14 protein-coding genes are annotated in these 16,055 nt (G+C 74.2%); 4 read left to right on the forward strand and 10 right to left on the reverse strand.

What is annotated here, in order from left to right; genetic code table 11:
* The first annotated feature begins 95 nt into the window (after positions 1–95).
* Positions 96–1,346: a M14 family zinc carboxypeptidase gene (locus tag OG852_RS12810; protein WP_330347986.1), complete on the forward strand. Its 1,251-nt coding sequence runs from the start codon at positions 96–98 to the stop codon at positions 1,344–1,346.
* 51 nt (positions 1,347–1,397) lie between these two features.
* Here the strand turns inward: OG852_RS12810 and OG852_RS12815 are convergent, their stop codons facing one another.
* The 3 genes from OG852_RS12815 to OG852_RS12825 all read right to left on the reverse strand — a co-directional run bounded on the left by OG852_RS12815 (position 1,398) and on the right by OG852_RS12825 (position 3,910).
* Complete coding sequence (locus OG852_RS12815) at positions 1,398–1,859, reverse strand: SSI family serine proteinase inhibitor (protein WP_330347987.1); 462 nt, start codon at positions 1,857–1,859, stop codon at positions 1,398–1,400.
* Entirely contained in the window at positions 1,856–3,175 is a 1,320-nt protein-coding gene (locus tag OG852_RS12820; protein WP_208117236.1) for a M14 family zinc carboxypeptidase, read from the reverse strand. The genes OG852_RS12815 and OG852_RS12820 overlap by 4 nt, the downstream gene beginning before the upstream one ends.
* Before the next feature lie 183 nt (positions 3,176–3,358).
* Positions 3,359–3,910, reverse strand: coding sequence for an FHA domain-containing protein (locus OG852_RS12825; RefSeq protein ID WP_133914566.1), 552 nt, complete (start codon positions 3,908–3,910; stop codon positions 3,359–3,361).
* A 173-nt stretch (positions 3,911–4,083) separates the two neighbouring features.
* Here OG852_RS12825 and treZ point away from each other — a divergent pair, with 173 nt between their 5' ends.
* Complete coding sequence (gene treZ / locus OG852_RS12830; protein WP_330347988.1) at positions 4,084–5,829, forward strand: malto-oligosyltrehalose trehalohydrolase; 1,746 nt, start codon at positions 4,084–4,086, stop codon at positions 5,827–5,829.
* Positions 5,830–5,927: 98 nt separating this feature from the next.
* On the opposite strand, the gene OG852_RS12835 is transcribed toward treZ, so the two are convergent.
* On the reverse strand, positions 5,928–6,860 hold the full coding sequence (locus tag OG852_RS12835; protein WP_133914568.1) for an aminoglycoside phosphotransferase family protein: 933 nt from the start codon (positions 6,858–6,860) through the stop codon (positions 5,928–5,930).
* Positions 6,861–6,918: 58 nt separating this feature from the next.
* Entirely contained in the window at positions 6,919–8,046 is a 1,128-nt protein-coding gene (locus OG852_RS12840) for a M24 family metallopeptidase (protein WP_133914569.1), read from the reverse strand.
* A 283-nt stretch (positions 8,047–8,329) separates the two neighbouring features.
* On the opposite strand from OG852_RS12840, the gene OG852_RS12845 reads away from it, so the two are divergent.
* On the forward strand, positions 8,330–9,082 hold the full coding sequence (locus OG852_RS12845) for a phosphodiesterase (RefSeq protein ID WP_330347989.1): 753 nt from the start codon (positions 8,330–8,332) through the stop codon (positions 9,080–9,082).
* Between the two features lie 2 nt (positions 9,083–9,084).
* Here OG852_RS12845 and OG852_RS12850 read toward each other — a convergent pair whose 3' ends face one another.
* Positions 9,085–9,966, reverse strand: a complete 882-nt coding sequence (locus tag OG852_RS12850) for a LysR family transcriptional regulator (RefSeq protein ID WP_330347990.1) — start codon at positions 9,964–9,966, stop codon at positions 9,085–9,087.
* An 88-nt stretch (positions 9,967–10,054) separates the two neighbouring features.
* Here OG852_RS12850 and OG852_RS12855 point away from each other — a divergent pair, with 88 nt between their 5' ends.
* Positions 10,055–10,786 (forward strand): CTP synthase C-terminal region-related (seleno)protein, encoded by a 732-nt coding sequence (locus OG852_RS12855; protein WP_133914572.1) that lies wholly within the window; start codon positions 10,055–10,057, stop codon positions 10,784–10,786.
* Here the strand turns inward: OG852_RS12855 and cyc2 are convergent.
* From cyc2 to OG852_RS12875, 4 genes are all read right to left on the reverse strand, one after another.
* Positions 10,774–12,951 carry a germacradienol/geosmin synthase Cyc2 gene (gene cyc2, locus OG852_RS12860; RefSeq protein ID WP_330347991.1) on the reverse strand — a complete coding sequence of 726 codons (2,178 nt, stop codon included), beginning with the start codon at positions 12,949–12,951 and terminating at the stop codon, positions 10,774–10,776. The two genes, OG852_RS12855 and cyc2, sit on opposite strands and share 13 nt — an antisense overlap.
* A gap of 114 nt (positions 12,952–13,065) precedes the next feature.
* On the reverse strand, positions 13,066–14,253 hold the full coding sequence (locus OG852_RS12865) for a damage-control phosphatase ARMT1 family protein (RefSeq protein ID WP_133914574.1): 1,188 nt from the start codon (positions 14,251–14,253) through the stop codon (positions 13,066–13,068).
* Positions 14,254–14,414: 161 nt separating this feature from the next.
* Positions 14,415–15,062 carry a ScbR family autoregulator-binding transcription factor gene (locus OG852_RS12870; RefSeq protein WP_133914575.1) on the reverse strand — a complete coding sequence of 216 codons (648 nt, stop codon included), beginning with the start codon at positions 15,060–15,062 and terminating at the stop codon, positions 14,415–14,417.
* A gap of 70 nt (positions 15,063–15,132) precedes the next feature.
* Positions 15,133–16,035: a ScbA/BarX family gamma-butyrolactone biosynthesis protein gene (locus OG852_RS12875; protein ID WP_330347992.1), complete on the reverse strand. Its 903-nt coding sequence runs from the start codon at positions 16,033–16,035 to the stop codon at positions 15,133–15,135.
* Between the last annotated feature and the right edge of the window lie 20 nt (positions 16,036–16,055).

A 16,055-nucleotide genomic window follows, 5' to 3' on the forward strand; every position in this document is an offset into this window, starting at 1 on the left:
CCCGAAGGCGCCCCGGGGGCTCCCCTGGGCATTCTTGACAGTTCACAGAGTCCGTGGGGTACTGCGGAGAGCGAAGCCGGTCGGACCAGACGGGGGTGAGTCTCCTGCCGGTGCTGCGCTACCCCACGGTGCCCGAACTGACGTCTCGTGCCCGTGCTCTGACGGTACGTCATGCCGGTCTGTGCGCCCTGCGGCAGGTGGGACTGTCCCGCGCGGGCCGTCCGCTGCATCTGCTGTCCGTGGGGCGGGCGCGGCGGGCCGTGCTGGTCGTCGCGGGCGCCCACGCCAACGAGCCCACCGGCGGCCCCACCCTGCTGTCCCTGGCCGAACGGGTGCTCCACGAGCGGGAGTTGCGCAGCGGCACCTCCTGGCACTTCCTGCTGTGCGCCGACCCGGACGGGGCGAGTCTGCACGTCACCCCCGCGCCGCGCAGTCTGCTGGAGTACCACCTGGGGTTCTTCCGGCCCGCGGGTCCCGAGCAGCCGGAGTGGTCGCCCGCCGTGCTGCCGCCCGACCGGCTGCCGCCCGAGACCCGCGTGCTGACCCGGGTCATCGACGAGCTTCGGCCCTACCTCCAGGTGACCCTGCACGGCACGGATCTGGGCGGCAGCTGGGTGCAGCTCACCAGGGACATCCCGGGGCTCGCCGAGCCGTTCGCGAAGTCCGCGGCGCGGTTGCACATCCCCGTCGAGACGGGCGCCTCGGACGCCGCGGGCTGGCCGGCCTCGGGGCCGGGGGTGCGGGTGATGCCGGACGCCGACGCGGGCGCGGCGTATCCGAGCATGCCGGACGACGCACGGCACAGCACCTGGTACCACGCGCATCGCTACGGCGGTCTGACGGCGGTGGTGGAGGTGCCGATGTGGGCGAGCGACCTGGTGGACGACTCCGCCCCGCATCCGGCGCCGGCCGCGGCGATCCGGCGCCTCGCGGAACGGCTGCTGCGGGACGCGCGGGAGGTGGAGCGGGTGCTCGCCGAGGCGCTGCCGCGTCTGGAGGGCGTGGACGGGCCGCTGCTGCGGGCGGCGCGGTGGGGGCTGGAGCTGGTGCCGGGCCTGGCCGCGGACTGGACCCACACCCCGCCGGCCGACACGACGAGGGCGTACGTGGGCAGCGTGGACGCCTTCGCCCGGCGGCTGCCGCTGAGGGCGGCGGCGATGCTGTGGCGGGTGCTGCAGGAGAGCGAGGACCACGCCGCCCCGCGGCTGGAACAGCTCGTCGAGACGTGGAGCGACGCGTTCGCCGTGCGCTTCGGCGCCCGCTGGGTGCCGCTGGAACACCAGGTCGAGCACCAGAGCCGCACGGTCGTCGCAGCGGCCCTGCACGCCCGCGAGGGGGCGGCGTGAGGGCACGCGCGCGTGTGCCGTGGCGCCGCCCCCTGCCTGAGTCGTGCCGGGTCAGGCCCCGGGTGCGGCCGCCGCGTCCGCGTCGTCCAGGGCGAACACGGCGCCCGTCCGGGCCTGCATCTCGCAGGCGTTCGAGAAGGTCTCGGTGTACGAGACGGGACGGCCGTTCCACTGGCCGCTCGCGCGGGCCGTCACCGGGGCGTAGACGAGGGTGCAGACGGTGTCCCGGGCGGCGGGGAGGGCGCGCAGGTCGCCGTTGACCGCGGTGAGCTGGTCGCAGGCCTCGGCGGCGCGGCGGTGGCCCTCGGGCGGGCCGCACAGCAGCAGGGTGCCGCGGGTGCCGTCGGAGGGGGCGGTGTCCCGGGTGACGGAGAGCTGGAGCCAGTTGCCGGGCTGGGGGTCCTGGGAGAGCGCCTGGGCCGGTGCGGCGCCCGCGGCGAGGAGGAGGGCGGCCGCGGCCGGCAGCAGGGCGCGGCGCAGGGGTGCCGGGGCGAGGGGGTGCGAGTGTCTCATTCCCGGTGCATCGGCACGGCGGCCTGGGTTCCCCAGTCCGGCTCACCCGAACGCGTGGGCCGGCGGGGCCGACCGGCCAGTTCGAACGCGGCGAGCACCACCCGGGCCTGGTACTCCACCTGGCGTGCGACGGGGATCCAGCGGGCCTGGCAGTCGTCCCGGTAGGCCTCGCAGCACCGGTCGATCAGCGCGTCCAGCTCGGGCAGCACCCCGGCCGGGTCGCCGTCGGCGCCGGTGACGAGCTGGTGCAGCAGGCCCGCCGTGCGGACGGCGATGCGCCGGCCGGCGATGCGCAGGGCGGTCAGATGGGCGGTGCTGAGCGGGGGAAGGGGGCGTCCGGGGTCGGGGGTGTCGGGGTCCCAGGCGTCGGCGAGTCCGGGGCAGACCAGCAGGTAGTCGTCGACGGGCGCGAGCAGCCGGTCCGTCTCGGGGGTCCCGGCGAGCCGGGGCCGCACGCGGGCGAGGATGTCCCGCAGCACACGGGTGTCGTGGCGCAGGGCGCCGCTCACGGCCCGCAGCGCCGCGTCCCGGTCGGCGGGCGGGGAGCCGTCCGCCACGGCGGCCACACCCCACATGGGCGCCTCGACGACCGCGGTGACCGTGCCGTGGCGATGCGGGTGGTACCAGGTCGACTCGACGGCGGCCTCGGTGATGGCGGCGGCCAGATCCCGCGGGCGCGGCGGCGGGATCCGGTAGACGGCGGGTCCCAGGCCGGGCCAGTACAGGGTGTCGTAGGGGCCGAGTTCGCGCGGGATGCCGAGCCGGGCGGCGGCGTGGGCCACGCGCCGGTCGAGGCCGGGCAGGTCCCGGGTGAGTTCGACGAAGCCGCCGCCGACGTCGACGCCGTGCAGCGAGCACTGGAAGAAAGGTTTCAGTTCGTCCTGGAGGCGGAGCAGCGCCCGGGTCTCCGGGAGTGCGGCGGCGGCCGCCCCGTCGGGCAGCCACTCGGGCTGTTCGAGGAAGCCGGGGCGGAAGAAGTGCCGGAAGTACCGGCCGAGGGTGTAGGGGCCGGTCAGCCAGCCCTCGTTGCGGCGCAGGCCGTCGGGGTCGAGGCAGAGCAGCAGGTTCCAGGTGGCGTCGGCGCCCTCGGTGAGCCGGGGGTCGGCGAGGGCGCGTTCGGCCAGCCGCAGGACGGTGGCGCCGCCGACGGGTTCGTTGGCGTGGGGTCCGGCGACGACGAGGGCCTGGCGGGCGCCCCGGCCGACGGAGAGCAGCCACAGCGGGGTGCCCGCGCGGGAGACCCCCACCCGGCGGAGCCGGGCGTCGCGGGGACGGCGGGCGACGAGCGCGGCGGCGCGGGCCGCGAGCTCGTCCACGGTCGGGTAGCGGAGGAGTGGCGGCAGGGCACACCTCCAGGGCGGGCGCCGTCGGTTCACCGGGCGTATCCGGTGTACGCACCCTGAGTCATGGCGCGGGGGTACGTCAACACCGCCGTAACCGGTCCTACGGGGGCAAGCCGGCCGCGCCGGACCCGCGCGGACGGCGGGCGACGGCGCGGCTCAGGTCGCGCTGAGGCGGAACACGACCTTCCCGAAGGACACCTGGTCGCCCTCGCGGACGACGGCCGCGCCGATGACCCGGCGGCCGTTGACGGTGGTGCCGTTGGTGGAGCCGAGGTCGCGCAGCACCCACATGCCGCCCTGGCGGGTGAGTTCGGCGTGCACCCGCGAGACGCTCTCGTGGGTCAGCCGCAGCCCGTTGACGGGGTCGCGGCCGATGCGCAGGGCGTGTTCGGTGCCGGGGTGCGGCAGCAGCAGCTTGGGCAGCCGCTCGGCCTGCCAGGCCCGGCGCAGCCGAACGGTGAACCCGGAGACGGCCTCGACGGAGCCGAACACGACGCGTGAGAAGCGGCTCTCCTTGGGCAGGTCCGCGGTGAGCGCCGCCAGTTCGTCGGAGCGGCGGGCGGCGAGCGCGAGTTCCATCCGCCGGATGAACGTGTCGTGCGACAGGCGGCCCATGGCGACGCCGTCACGCAGCACCTTCAGCGCCCTGTCGCGCTCCGCGTCGGACAACCGCGCGGGGTACGGGTTCACCTCGAAAGACGACGTCACGCAGGTGATTGTCGGTCAGTGAACCCCGGGTGTCCAGGAAACGCGGAAACGCTCGCACGCGCGCGTGGCCGACGACACCCCCCGCGCCGGGGTGTTGCCCCGGTGGACGGACCCCGTTTGGAGCACGATGGACCCGGCTACATCACGGTGAGCAGACGTAAGGGGAACCGTCCGTGCAGTTCGAGGTGTGGGCACCACAGGCCGGCCGGGTGACGCTGGAGTGCGACGGCGTCACGCGCGCGCTCCGGCCCGATCCGGAGCGGTCCGGCTGGTGGACGGGCGAGGCCGAGGCCGTCGACGGCACCCGGTACGGCTTCGCGGTGGACGACGGTCCGGTCCGCCCCGACCCGCGCTCGCGCCGTCAGCCCGACGGGCCCGACGGGCTCAGCGCCGTCGTGGACCAGGACCGCTACGACTGGCGTGTCCCGTGGCCCGGGCGGCCGCTGCCGGGCGCGGTCCTCTACGAGCTGCACGTGGGCACGTTCACCGCCGAGGGCACCCTGGACGCGGCCGCCGGACGTCTGGACCATCTCGCGCGACTGGGCGTCACCCACGTCGAGTTGATGCCGCTGTGCCCGTTCCCGGGCCGGCACGGCTGGGGGTACGACGGGGTCTCGCCGTGGGCGGTGCACGAGCCGTACGGCGGTCCCGAGGCGCTGAAGCGGTTCGTCGACCGGGCGCACGGGCTCGGGCTGGGTGTCGTCCTGGACGTGGTGCACAACCACCTGGGCCCGTCGGGCAATTATCTGCCCGAGTTCGGTCCGTACTTCACCGAGCGGCATCACACGCCCTGGGGCGCGGCCGTCAACCTGGACGCGCCGGGCTCGGACGAGGTGCGGGCGTATCTGGTGGGCAGTGCGCTGGCCTGGCTGCGGGACTACCGGCTCGACGGGCTGCGGCTGGACGCGGTGCACGCCCTCGCCGACACGCGCGCGTGCCACTTCCTGGAGGAGCTGTCGACGGCGGTGGACGCGCTCGCCGCCGACACGGGCCGGCCGCTGTTCCTGATCGCCGAGTCCGACCTCAACGACCCGCGGCTGATCACGCCCCGCCGCGAGGGCGGGCTCGGGCTGCACGCCCAGTGGAACGACGACTTCCACCACGCGCTGCACACCGCGCTCACCGGTGAGTCGCAGGGCTACTACGCCGACTTCGCGCGTGATCCGTTCGCCGCGCTCAGCAGGACCCTGACCGGTGGCTACTTCCACGACGGCGGGTACTCCGGCTTCCGGGGCCGGCGCCACGGGCGCCCGCTCGACCGCGCCCGGGTCCCCGCGCACCGGCTGCTGGGCTACACGCAGACCCACGACCAGATCGGCAACCGCGCCCAGGGCGACCGGCTCGCGGCGGTCCTCTCGCCCGGGCTGCTGGCCTGCGCGGCGGCGCTGACGCTGACCGCTCCGTTCACGCCGATGCTGTTCATGGGCGAGGAGTGGGCGGCGGGCACGCCGTGGCAGTACTTCACCGACCACACCGATCCCGAACTCGCCGAGGCCGTACGGCGGGGCAGGCGGCGGGAGTTCGCGGCGCACGGGTGGGCCGAGGAGGACGTACCGGACCCGCAGGACCCGGCGACCCGGGACCGCTCCTGTCTGGACTGGTCCGAGCCGCAGCGCGAGCCCCACGCGCGCGTGCTGGCCTGGTACCGCGAGCTGATCGCCCTGCGGCACGCCCAGCCGGACCTCACCGATCCCGACCTCGCGGACATCAGGGTCGCCCAGGACGCCGGGGCCGGCTGGCTCGCCTTCCGGCGTGGGGACGTGCGGGTGGCGGTGAACCTGGGCCCGGGCCCGGCGGCGATCCCGATGGGGCCGCGGCCGGCGCGGGTGCTGGCCGCGTGGGAGCCGGTTTCCGTCCCGGGGGCGGACGGGGTGCTGGAGGTGCCCGGGGAGTCGTGCGTGGTGCTGTCGCAGGAGTGAGGGCGTGCGAGGTCCGGGGTGGTGGGTGCTGTCCGGGTGCCGGGTGCGCGGTCGTCGTGGCTGGTCGCGCAGTTCCCCGCGCCCCTTTCGGGGCGCCCCTACTCGTCGTCCTCCCGGAATTCCGTCACCCGCTCCAGCAGGATCGCCTCCCAGGCGTGGCGGAGTTGGGTGTGCAGAAGGGGGAGGGGGGCCGTGCCGTGGCCGGTCAGGCGGTCGGCGAGGCGGCTGACGGTGTCGCAGCGGGCGAGCCAGAGGCCGCGCAGACAGGGGCGGGGGCCGTAGCCGGCGAGGGTCGCGGCACGGACGGCGGCGCCGGAGCCGACGGCGAGGGCGAGTCCGGCGATGTCCTCGGCGGGGTCGCCGATCACCGCGTCCGTCCAGTCGAGGACGCCGCGCACCCGGCCGTCGGCGCTGACCACGAGGTGCTCGCCGCGCAGCCGGTGGTGGACGAGCACGGCGGTGGCGGGCTGGGCCGCGAGCTGGGCCGCGCCGGCCGGGGTGAGCTGGTGCAGGCGCGCGGGGTCGAACTCGTCGGCCCGGGCGAGGGTGTCGGCGGCGGCCACGGCCATCCGGCGCAGCGCCTCCAGGGAACGCGGGGCGGTGCGCGGCACACCGAGCGTCTCGGCCTGCCGGGGCGGCACCTCGCGCAGCCCGCCGAGGAGGCCCGCGAGGTCGGCCTCGCCGACGGCGGACACGTCGTGCTCCTCGGCGGTGCCGCCGGGCACCGTGGCGTCCAGGGTGTAGGTGAGCCCGGGCGACCACTCGCCGTGCGCGACGCTGGTCGGCACGGCGACCGGTACGTGCGCGCGGACGAGGTCGCGCAGCCGCAGTTCGCGGCGCTGGCGGACGGTGGCGTCGCGGTCGGGGGCGAGCCGCAGCACATGGCGGGAGCCGACCCACCAGGTGGAGTGCCCGCCCTCCTCGGCGACGGGCCGCACCTCGGGTCCCGGTCCGCCGCGGTCGCCGTCCTTGAGGAGCGCGCGGACCAGTCGGCGGACGGTGTCCGCGGTGGGTGTCGGTGCCTGGGTCATGATCGCGCCGTTGCCGTTCGGGTGGGTGCCGGACTCCTGGGGGCGGGTTCCGGGCGGGTCAGTCCACGAGGACCAGCTCGCGGGTGGTGTCGTTGAGGCGGCGGCCGCCGTCCTCGGTGACGGTGACGATGTCCTCGATGCGTACCCCGAACCGGCCGGGCAGGTACACGCCGGGCTCCACGGAGAAGCACATGCCGGGCACGAGGGGCTGTTCCTCGCCCTCGATCATGTACGGCGGCTCGTGCGTGGTGACGCCGATGCCGTGGCCGGTGCGGTGGATGAAGTACGTGCCGTACCCGGCGTCGGCGATGACCGCGCGGGCGGCCCGGTCGACCTCCTGGCAGGCGACCCCGGGGCGTACGGCGCGGAAGCCTGCCTCCTGGGCCTCGCGGACGAGGTCGTGGACCCGGCGTTCCTCGTCGGTGGGTTCGCCGACGTGGACGGTGCGGGAGGTGTCGGAGCCGTAGCCGTCCTTGAGGCCGCCGAAGTCGAGGACGACCATGTCGCCCTGTGCGATGACGCGGTCGCCGACCTCGTGGTGCGGGTTGGCGCCGTTGGGCCCGGAGGCGACGATGGTGAAGTCGACCTGGGAGTGCCCGAACCGGCGCAGCAGGTCGGCGAGGTCGGCGCCGACCTCGGACTCGCGGCGCCCGGCGAAGGGCACCGTGCGGATCTCCTCGAACGTCCGGTCGGCGGCGGCTCCCGCGGCGGCCATCAGCTCCAGCTCCGCCGCGTCCTTGACGGCCCGCAGCATCGGCAGGACCTCGGTGAGGGCGGCGTAGGAGGTGCCGGGCAGCGCCCGTTGCAGGCCCAGCAGATGCATCGCCCAGGTGTTGTCGCTGACGCCGAACCGGCCGCGCGGATCGAGGAGGTCCGCGGTGACGGCGTAGGGGTCCTTGCCGTCGGTCCAGTCCCGCAGGGTGAGCGCGGGGGCGCCGGCCGCCTTCGCCGCGTCCGGGGCCTCGAGGGTGGGGACGACGAGGACGGGGTCGTGACCGGGGGCGAGGGCGAGCAGGGTGAGTCGTTCGGTGGCCGCGGGGGGCGCGTAGCCGGTGAGCCAGACGAGGTCGGGCCCCGGTGCCACGAGCAGCCCGGCGAGCCCGGCGTCGGCGGCCTCGCGCGCGGCCCGTTCCATACGGGCCCGGTAGTCGTCGGCGGTGAAGGGCGCGGTCACGGTGCCGGTCATCCGGGTCTCCCTCGGTGGTGACGATGACGTGGTGACGATGACGTGATGACGAGGACGGTGGTGACAAGGACGGTGGTGACGATGACTCCGGGCAGCATCCTGCCCGGACGGCGGGCGCCGCGCGAGCCGGTTCGCGCGACGCGTCCCGGCCCGGGACGGAACAGTCCCGCACCCTGGCCGGTGGCGCGAGGTTCAGCCTAACGGTTGCCTGTTGATTATCCGTTAGCGCTAATGCTTACATGTGCTCGATCCATTAGCCGACAGCCAAGGGGGCCGGTCCGCCGTGCTCGTACTCGCACACATCAGCGATCTGCATCTGGACGGGAGCGCACGGGCCACCGCGCGCGCCGAGCGCGTGCGCGACCGGCTCCTGAGCCTGCCGGGGCCCATCGACGCGCTGCTGGTCACCGGCGACATCGCGGACCACGGCACGGAGGACGAGTACGAGGAGGCCGCCCGCCTCCTGGGCCTGAGCGACGGGCCGTGGCGGTTCCCGGTGCTCACCTGCCCCGGCAACCACGACCGCCGGGCGCCGTACCGCAAGGCGCTGCTCGGGCACCCGGCCGCGGACGGGCCGGTCAACAGCGTCCAGGTGTTCGACGGCGGGGCGGTGCTGATGTGCGACTCGAGCATCCCCGGCGAGGACGGCGGGGCGCTGGGCGACGAGACGTACGCGTGGATCGAGGAGACCCTCGACGAGCTCGGCGGGGAGATGCCGGCCCTGCTCGCCCTCCATCATCCGCCGGTCGCCCTGCACCACCCCCTGCCCGACGGGTACCGGCTGGCCGACCCCGGGCGGCTGGCCGCTCTGCTGGAGCGCCGGCCGGAGATCGCGGGCCTCGTCACGGGCCACGCCCACACGCCCGCCGCCACCTCGTTCGCCGGCCGTCCGCTGGTCGTCGGTCCGGGCGTGACCTGGACCCTGCGACTGCCCTGGGAGGGCGGACAGGTGGCCGACCGGGACGCCCCCGTCGGGCTCGCCTTCCACGTCCTGGACGACGAGCGCCGGCTCACCAGCCACTTCCGGGTGGTGTGAGCTCACACCACGCGCGCGTGCGGCGACTCCACCAGCGCGTCCACCAGCGCCCCCGCCGCGCCCGTCGGGGTGCCCGCGTGGACGAGTTCCGTGCGGTGGACGAGGTGGGGCTCGGTGACCGGGACGGCGACCGCGCCGGGGACGCCGGCGGCCGCCGAGCGGGGCAGCAGGGCGAGGCCGTGGCCCGTGGCGGCCAGGGTGGTCAGCAGGCGGACGTCGGTGCCGTCGTAGCGCAGGGCGGGCCGGAAGCCCCCGCCGCCGTTCGCGGCGCGCAGACGGGTCAGCGGGAGGGCCGTGGCGGGGGCGTCCAGCCAGCGGGCGTCGGCGAGGTCACCGAGGCGCAGGCCGGTGCGGCGGGCCAGCGGGTGGGCGGTGGGCAGCAGCACGCACACGGGTTCCTCCGCCACGCCGTACGTGGTCAGCGGTGCCACGTCGGGCAGCCGGAGCGGGTCGCTGGGCGCGGCCAGGCCGTCCACGAGGCCGAGGTCGGCGGTGCCGGCGGCGACGGCGGCCGGGACCTCGTCGCGGGCGAGGACGCGCAGGGTCACCCCGGCGGGCGGGAGCGCGGCGAGGGCGGCGGGACCGAGGGCGGTCGGGGAGGTGGCGAGGGTCAGCCCGTGGGCGGGGGCGGCGGCGATCCGTACGACGTCGGCGCGGGCCGCCTCCAGGCGCAGCAGCAGCGGGCCCGCGTGCTCCAGAAGCCGCTCGCCCGCCGCCGTGGGGGTGACGGGGCGACGGCTCAGCAGCGCCGCGCCGAGGTCCTGTTCGAGGGCCGCGATGTGCTGGGAGACGGCGGACTGGGTGTAGCCGAGCTCGCGGGCGGCCTCGGAGAAGGAGGCGAGGCGGGCGACGGTGACGTAGGTGCGCAGGAGGTGCGGGTCCATACCGGCCAGGGTCTCATCAGTACCGCTTATGGAAGGTCCAGGAATCATCGTTGGACGTGAACCTCGGGCCGCGCCCAGGATGAACGGCATGACGGACACCCTTCGGATCGCCAAGGTCGCCCTGGTCGGCGACCGCTCCCCCCATGTCGTCTCGCACACCCGCGTCCCGCTTCTGCTGGACGCCCTCGCCGCCCGGGACCGGCTGGTCCTGGACGCCTACTGGATCCCGTCGCAGGACGCGGAGGCCGAGGACGCCGTGCGCGGCTTCGACGCCGTGTGGGTGCTGCCGGGCAGTCCCTACCGCAGTGAGGCGGGCGTCCTGTCCGCGATCCGCACCGCGCGCGAGGAGGGCATCCCCTTCCTCGGTACCTGCGGGGGCTTCCAGCACGCGCTCCTGGAGTACGCCCGCGGCGTGTGCGGGCTCCCGCACGTGGCGCACGCCGAGAACGACCCCGACGCCGAGGACTTCCTGATCGCGCCGCTGGCCTGCTCACTCGTCGGCCACGAGGGCGTCGTCACGGTCGAGCCGGGCTCGCTCGCCCAGTCCGTGATCGGCTCGGAGCGCACGGTCGAACGCTACTTCTGCGCCTACGGCCCCTCGCGTCACCTCGACACCCTGCGCGCCCACGGGCTGCGCTTCTCCGGACACGACGAGGACGGCCACGTCCGGATCGCCGAACTCCCGGACCATCCCTTCTTCCTGGCGTCCCTCTTCCAGCCGGAGCTGTACGGCGACGGCTCGCGCCCGCACCCGATCGTCCGGGCGCTGGCACGAGCCGCGGTCGAGCACGCCGCGCCGAGGGAGCGTCAGCCCGTGTGACCCGTCAGATGGGGAGCGGGCGACAGGGGGGCGCGGTCCGGCAGGAAGCCGTGGGTGCGGCGGGCGAGGTGGGCGGGCCGGTAGCGGTCGACCTCGCGATGCCAGTGCAGGATGCCCGCCATCCAGTTCCGCAGGTCGGCGACATAGTTCCCCAGCGCCGCGCGGGCCTCGGCCGGCAGCTGGAAGTCGTCGTACAGCAGGGGCAGTTCGTGCGCGACGATGTGCTCGAACTGCCGCATCCGCTGGGTCATCAGGTCGTGGACGATGCCGAGCGCGGTCGGGTAGTCGCAGCCGAAGAAGTTCTGCACGACGAGGATCGCGTTGTGCATCTCGCCCTCGTACTCGATCTCCTTCTGGTACGAGAAGACGTCGTTGGTGAGGCAGCCGTAGTCGATGGCGGCGTTCTCCAGTGCCTGGACGGGGCCGGTGCGGTAGATCTCGGGCGGGATCGCGGGACCCTGGCCCGCTCGGCACATGCTCAGGGTGAGGTCGGAGCCGAAGGTGGCCCGGCGCATCTCGAGATAGTCGACCGGGTCGGGGACGCGGTTCTGGAGGTGGTTGGACAGCTCCCACACCCAGCTCTCGGTCATCTTGTCGACCGCGTCGCGCAGGGGGCTCCGCTCGTCGGGGGTCATACCGGCGGTGGTGCGGGCCCACAGGTCGATCAGGCCGCGCTCCATGCCGTTGACGGGGACGACGGGCACCGGTTCGTCGTCGAGGGGCATGCACGCCGACAGGCGGGAGGTGGAGAGGCGGGCGGCGGCCAGATCGCCGCGGCGGCCGAAGACCAGGGGGTAGTAGTCGTCGGCGTAGGTGCCCCAGGCGAGCCACTGGGCGCTGAGGTCGAGGGCCTCGGGGGTCGCGTCCGGGTCGAGGCCGGCCGAGCAGAGCGGCAGGTCGCAGGCGTGCAGCAGGTCCTCGTCCCAGACGCCCTCCGCCAGCATGCCCGTGCCGTGCATCCACGCCGTCAGCCGGGGGCGGGCCGCCGCCAGATGGGGACTGAGTTCGACCTGGTAGGGCATGTGGAAGTCGGGCAGCAGCGACGGTCCGACCTTCTGGTACGGCACGTGCGCGTACGCCCGCAGCCTTTCCGAGGCGGCGGAGGCCAGGAGCGCCACGACGTCGGCGGCGGCGGTGCCGGGGCCGGTCAGCCGCTGCCAGGGAGCCACGGAGGTGGCGCCCCGGTTCATGTAGCGGCTGGAGCGCAGATGCCACTCGTGGCCGCCGGACTGCCAGTCCTGGAGCCCCTTGGTGTACGCGGCGACGGCGGCGACCTCGTCGGGACGCAGCCCCTTCTCCAGGGCGAGGGCGGGCACTTCGGTGAACGCGGTGTGCTCGAACTGGTGGAGGCGTGAGGTGAGGATGTCGTTGACGGTGTCGGCGGCCTCCTGGGTGGTGCAGCCGAAGAAGGTCTCGAGGACGAGCACGCCGTTGCTGTTCTCGCCCTCGTCCTCGACCTCGCGCTGGTAGGAGAACAGGTCGTTGCGCAGGTGCACGGCGTCGGAGAAGGTCTCCATCAGCACACGCAGCGGCCTGGAGCCCGCCACGGACGCGGGGACCTCGGCGGCGGCGTACTCCACCAGCCCCGCCGACCAGGGGGCGCCGCCCACCTTGCGGCGCATCTCGATGTACTCGACGGGGTTGGCGATCCGGCCCTCGTCGATGTTGGACAGCTCCCACATCGACTCGTTGAGGAGGTGTTCCGTGGCCACGGCGAAGCGGCGCCGCCAGTCCTGCGACATGGCGGGCACGGTGCGCGCCCACAGGTCCTTCAGGCCCGCCTCCACCGGGTTGCGCGGCTCGGGCACGGACGCCGCCGGGTCCAGCGGCATGAACAGCGGGAGCCGGTCGAGATGGGCCTTGCCCGCGGCGCGGTCCGGGGTGCGCTTGAACATGTCGAGGAAGTGGTCGTCGAAGAAGAACACCCACACGTACCAGTCCGTGATCAGCGACAGCGCGGGGCCGTCGCAGTCGGGGTGGGTGTAGGCGCAGAGCAGGCCGTAGTCGTGCGCCTCCAGGTCGGCCTGCTCCCAGATCCCGGACCCCTCCAACATGCCCATGTCGCGCGCCCAGCGCGTCGAGTGGGCGCGTGCCTCCTCGACGTGCGGGTTCAGTCGCGCGGGGTGCGGCATGTAGAAGTGCGGGAGTTCGAACGGCTGCTTCATGGCCGGGCCCTACCCGGGGGCTCCGACGGCCATCCGCGGGGCGGGACATGATCACACCATCGCGTGAACGGGGCGTCCGGGCTTGCGATTCGGGGCCGGGGTGCGGCCCTGCCCTCATCCCCGTACCTGGATCAGCGCATGGGTGCCGCCCGTGCGCCAGCGTTGGTCCTCCGCCGCGACGAGGGCGGACTCGGTCTCCTCGGTGAGGCCGGTGATCACCTCGGACTTGAGGGTGCGCAGGGCGGCGACGGGGCCGGGGAAGCGGGTGACGGTGTCGGCGAAGGGCGTGGTGGGGGCCCAGCGGCGGTCCCCCACGAGGCGGCGGTAGTTGAGGTCGCCCTTGACGAGCGTGAGGGTGGCCGACGCGTACTCCGCGCGCAGGTCGGGCGGCATCTCGGCGTAGGGCAGCGGGGCGGCGGCGAAGGGGTGGGCGCGGACCGCGAGGGTGCCGTCCGCCATCGCCGCCCACAGCCGGCGGCCGTACGTGGCGGCCTCCCCCGGCGCGGAGGTGAGCCTGCGCAGCGCGTCGACGACGTCGGCGGGCGTGGCGTCGGAGACGTAGTACGGGTACGGCTTGACGTGCAGGACGATCCGGCCGGCCCGGCCGTGGTCGAGGAGGTGGGCGGCGAGGAGGAGATCGGGGATCAGTTCGCGGCCCGCGTTGTCGGCGATCAGACAGACGGTGCCGGGCGTGGACCCGCCGGCCGGGAGCAGCGCCCACAGGGCCTCGCTGTCGTCGGCGACCAGTCCGGGGGCGGCGTCCCGGGTCTCGGCGTCGGCGTCGGACAGGCGGAAGCCGAGGTCGGCGCGGTTGCCCCAGAGGGAGCCGTGCAGCAGGGCGCGGGCGCGTTCGCCGGCCGGGCGGTCCCGGAGGGTGTCGAGGGCGGCCAGTTCCTCGCCGGTCTCGGGCGCGTCGAGCTCGGCGAGCTTGAAGGGGCGGAAGGGGTCGAGGCCGCGCCACACGCCGTCGCCGAAGTAGCCGACGGCTTCGAGGAGTCGGCGGTAGAAGTAGCTCTCCGACCACAGCCAGGGCACCTCGAACCAGGACCGGCCGATGTACGCGTCGATGCCCCAGTCCCGCCAGCGGTCGCCGTCGTGCGCGTCGGCGGGGAGCGGTTCGACGACGCCCTTCAGACAGCTCTCCAGCAGGGCGTCCAGAGCGGTGTGCACGGCGGGGTCGTAGGGGAAGGCGTCCCGCACCTGCCGGATGATCGCCGGATGCCGCTCGGCCAGGACGCCGTACGGGAAGGAGCCGGGCTCGTCACCGAGGATGACGGGGGGCGGGAGGGGGGTGTCGGGCATACGGCTCACCGTAGCGCGGGGCCCGTCGCGCCCGCCTGTCGTCCCGCCGCCCCGGCCGGACGCCGTGCCGCCCCGGTGGCCGCCGCCGCCCCGGCCGGACGCCGTGCCGCCCCGGTGGCCGCCGCCGCCTCGGTCGGCCCGCCCCGATCAGCCGGCACCGGTCAGCCCGCCATGATCTCCCGCTCCAGGCGCGCCGCCAGGCTGAGGTAGCGGGGGCGGCGCGGGACCGGGACGAGGCCGCGGATGAGGACGTACCACATCTCGGCCATACGGCGCGGCAGGCGGGCCGCCGGTTCGCGGGAGCGGCCCACCACCCGGGTGCCGACGAAGAAGCAGACCAGGGAGTGGGCGACGGCGTCGATGTCGACGTCCGGATGGATGTCGGACTCCTTCATCGCGCCGCCGAGCCGACGGGTCATCAGCTCCAGCCACTCGGTGAACGGATGCCGCAGGGGCGGCTTCACCGGCACTCCCCCGGTGGCGAGCCGGAGCCCCGCGCGGGCGATCGGGCCCTCGACCGAAAGCCGCGCGAGGCCGAACGTGAGGCGCATCAGCGCTTCGAGTGCCGGATAGCCCCGGTCGTCGATCTCGACCGCGACCCGGCGTGAGGCCTGGGACTGCAACTCCATGATGGCGTGGGCCAGATCCTCCTTGGCCGCGAAGTGGAAGTAGAGCGCCCCCTTGGTGACGTGGGCGTGCTCGACGATCTCACTGAGGCTCGTCGATTCGTAGCCGCGCCGGTCGAACAGATCGGCAGCGGCCGTGATGATCGTCGCGCGGGTCTGTTCGGCGCGTAACTGCCTCGCCATCGACTGGACTCTCCTGGGCCGGTAAAGAACGGGTCATGCCGTTTGTTTCTTACCCCCAGTACACAATAGCTCACCGTGCGGCGGTACCCACCAGGCACTCGAATACCGTCGACTCCCCTTGCGTTCCGAGGACTTGCACATCGGTGCCATGGCCCCCCTTCGCCTCGATCCAGACGGGTTCGTCCAGTTCGGCGTATCGATGGAAGAGCGCGTGGTACGCCACGGGCGTCTGCTCGTCGGTTCTGAGCAGCCGGGCGGCCTGGCGGGCCGCCTCCAGGAGCAGCATGCCAGGAATATGATCGAGGGGATGGTCGAAGAAAACGGGGTGTGCGGTATCTACTCTCAGCTGCCAGCGGTCGGTTCCGTCGGCCGGGGCGAGGACCACGTCGGTGGGCAGCGCACGGTCCACGGCGGCCGGAGCGAGACCGTCCGGCAGCGGGGTCACGTTCACCGACTCGGGGGTGCGTCCACCGCGGAGCCTGCGGTAGACGGGCCCGCCGACGACGGTGAAGGCGACGTCGGCCGTGGCCACCGGTTTGCCCTCGCGCCGCACCTGTGCGGTGTACCGGGCGCCGGCGGGACGCCGGCCTCGGTACTGGACCTCGGTGAAGACCAGCTCCACTTCCGGCTCGGCCGGCAGCGGGTCCACCGCCAACGCCCCCTGGCGGGTGGTGACATGGAACTCCCGCATGACGAACTGGTGATCCAGGGGTACGTCGTACTCGGCGTGGGTGATCAGGGTGCCGGCCTGCCGGACCGTCTCGACGACGAGCAGGGGGTCATATGCGGACCAGTCGGACGACACGTGTAACCCATGCGCCCGTGGCCACTGGGCGGACAGCGAGAAACGGTCGTCCCCGGTGCGCCGCCAGCCGGTCAGAAGAGTCTCCGACAGAGCCGCGCGGTGCACGAGTTGACGAGGCACAGTGGTAGTCAAGGACGGAGCGTCGGCAAGCTGCCGCGGTCGAGTCATGTCTCTCCCTACGGTCCCCC

The organism is Streptomyces sp. NBC_00582, assembly GCF_036345155.1.
Classification (GTDB): Bacteria; Actinomycetota; Actinomycetes; order Streptomycetales; family Streptomycetaceae; genus Streptomyces.

What these genes read in the sequence shown, in the direction of transcription:
- OG852_RS12855 (WP_133914572.1), top strand. Translation starts at nt 10,055, where the DNA reads ATGACGGACACCCTTCGGATCGCCAAGGTCGCCCTGGTCGGCGACCGC.
- OG852_RS12875 (WP_330347992.1), bottom strand. Translation starts at nt 16,035, where the DNA reads ATGACTCGACCGCGGCAGCTTGCCGACGCTCCGTCCTTGACTACCACT.
- OG852_RS12815 (WP_330347987.1), bottom strand. Translation starts at nt 1,859, where the DNA reads ATGAGACACTCGCACCCCCTCGCCCCGGCACCCCTGCGCCGCGCCCTG.
- OG852_RS12835 (WP_133914568.1), bottom strand. Translation starts at nt 6,860, where the DNA reads ATGACCCAGGCACCGACACCCACCGCGGACACCGTCCGCCGACTGGTC.
- OG852_RS12840 (WP_133914569.1), bottom strand. Translation starts at nt 8,046, where the DNA reads ATGACCGGCACCGTGACCGCGCCCTTCACCGCCGACGACTACCGGGCC.
- OG852_RS12850 (WP_330347990.1), bottom strand. Translation starts at nt 9,966, where the DNA reads ATGGACCCGCACCTCCTGCGCACCTACGTCACCGTCGCCCGCCTCGCC.
- cyc2 (WP_330347991.1), bottom strand. Translation starts at nt 12,951, where the DNA reads ATGAAGCAGCCGTTCGAACTCCCGCACTTCTACATGCCGCACCCCGCG.
- OG852_RS12865 (WP_133914574.1), bottom strand. Translation starts at nt 14,253, where the DNA reads ATGCCCGACACCCCCCTCCCGCCCCCCGTCATCCTCGGTGACGAGCCC.
- OG852_RS12870 (WP_133914575.1), bottom strand. Translation starts at nt 15,062, where the DNA reads ATGGCGAGGCAGTTACGCGCCGAACAGACCCGCGCGACGATCATCACG.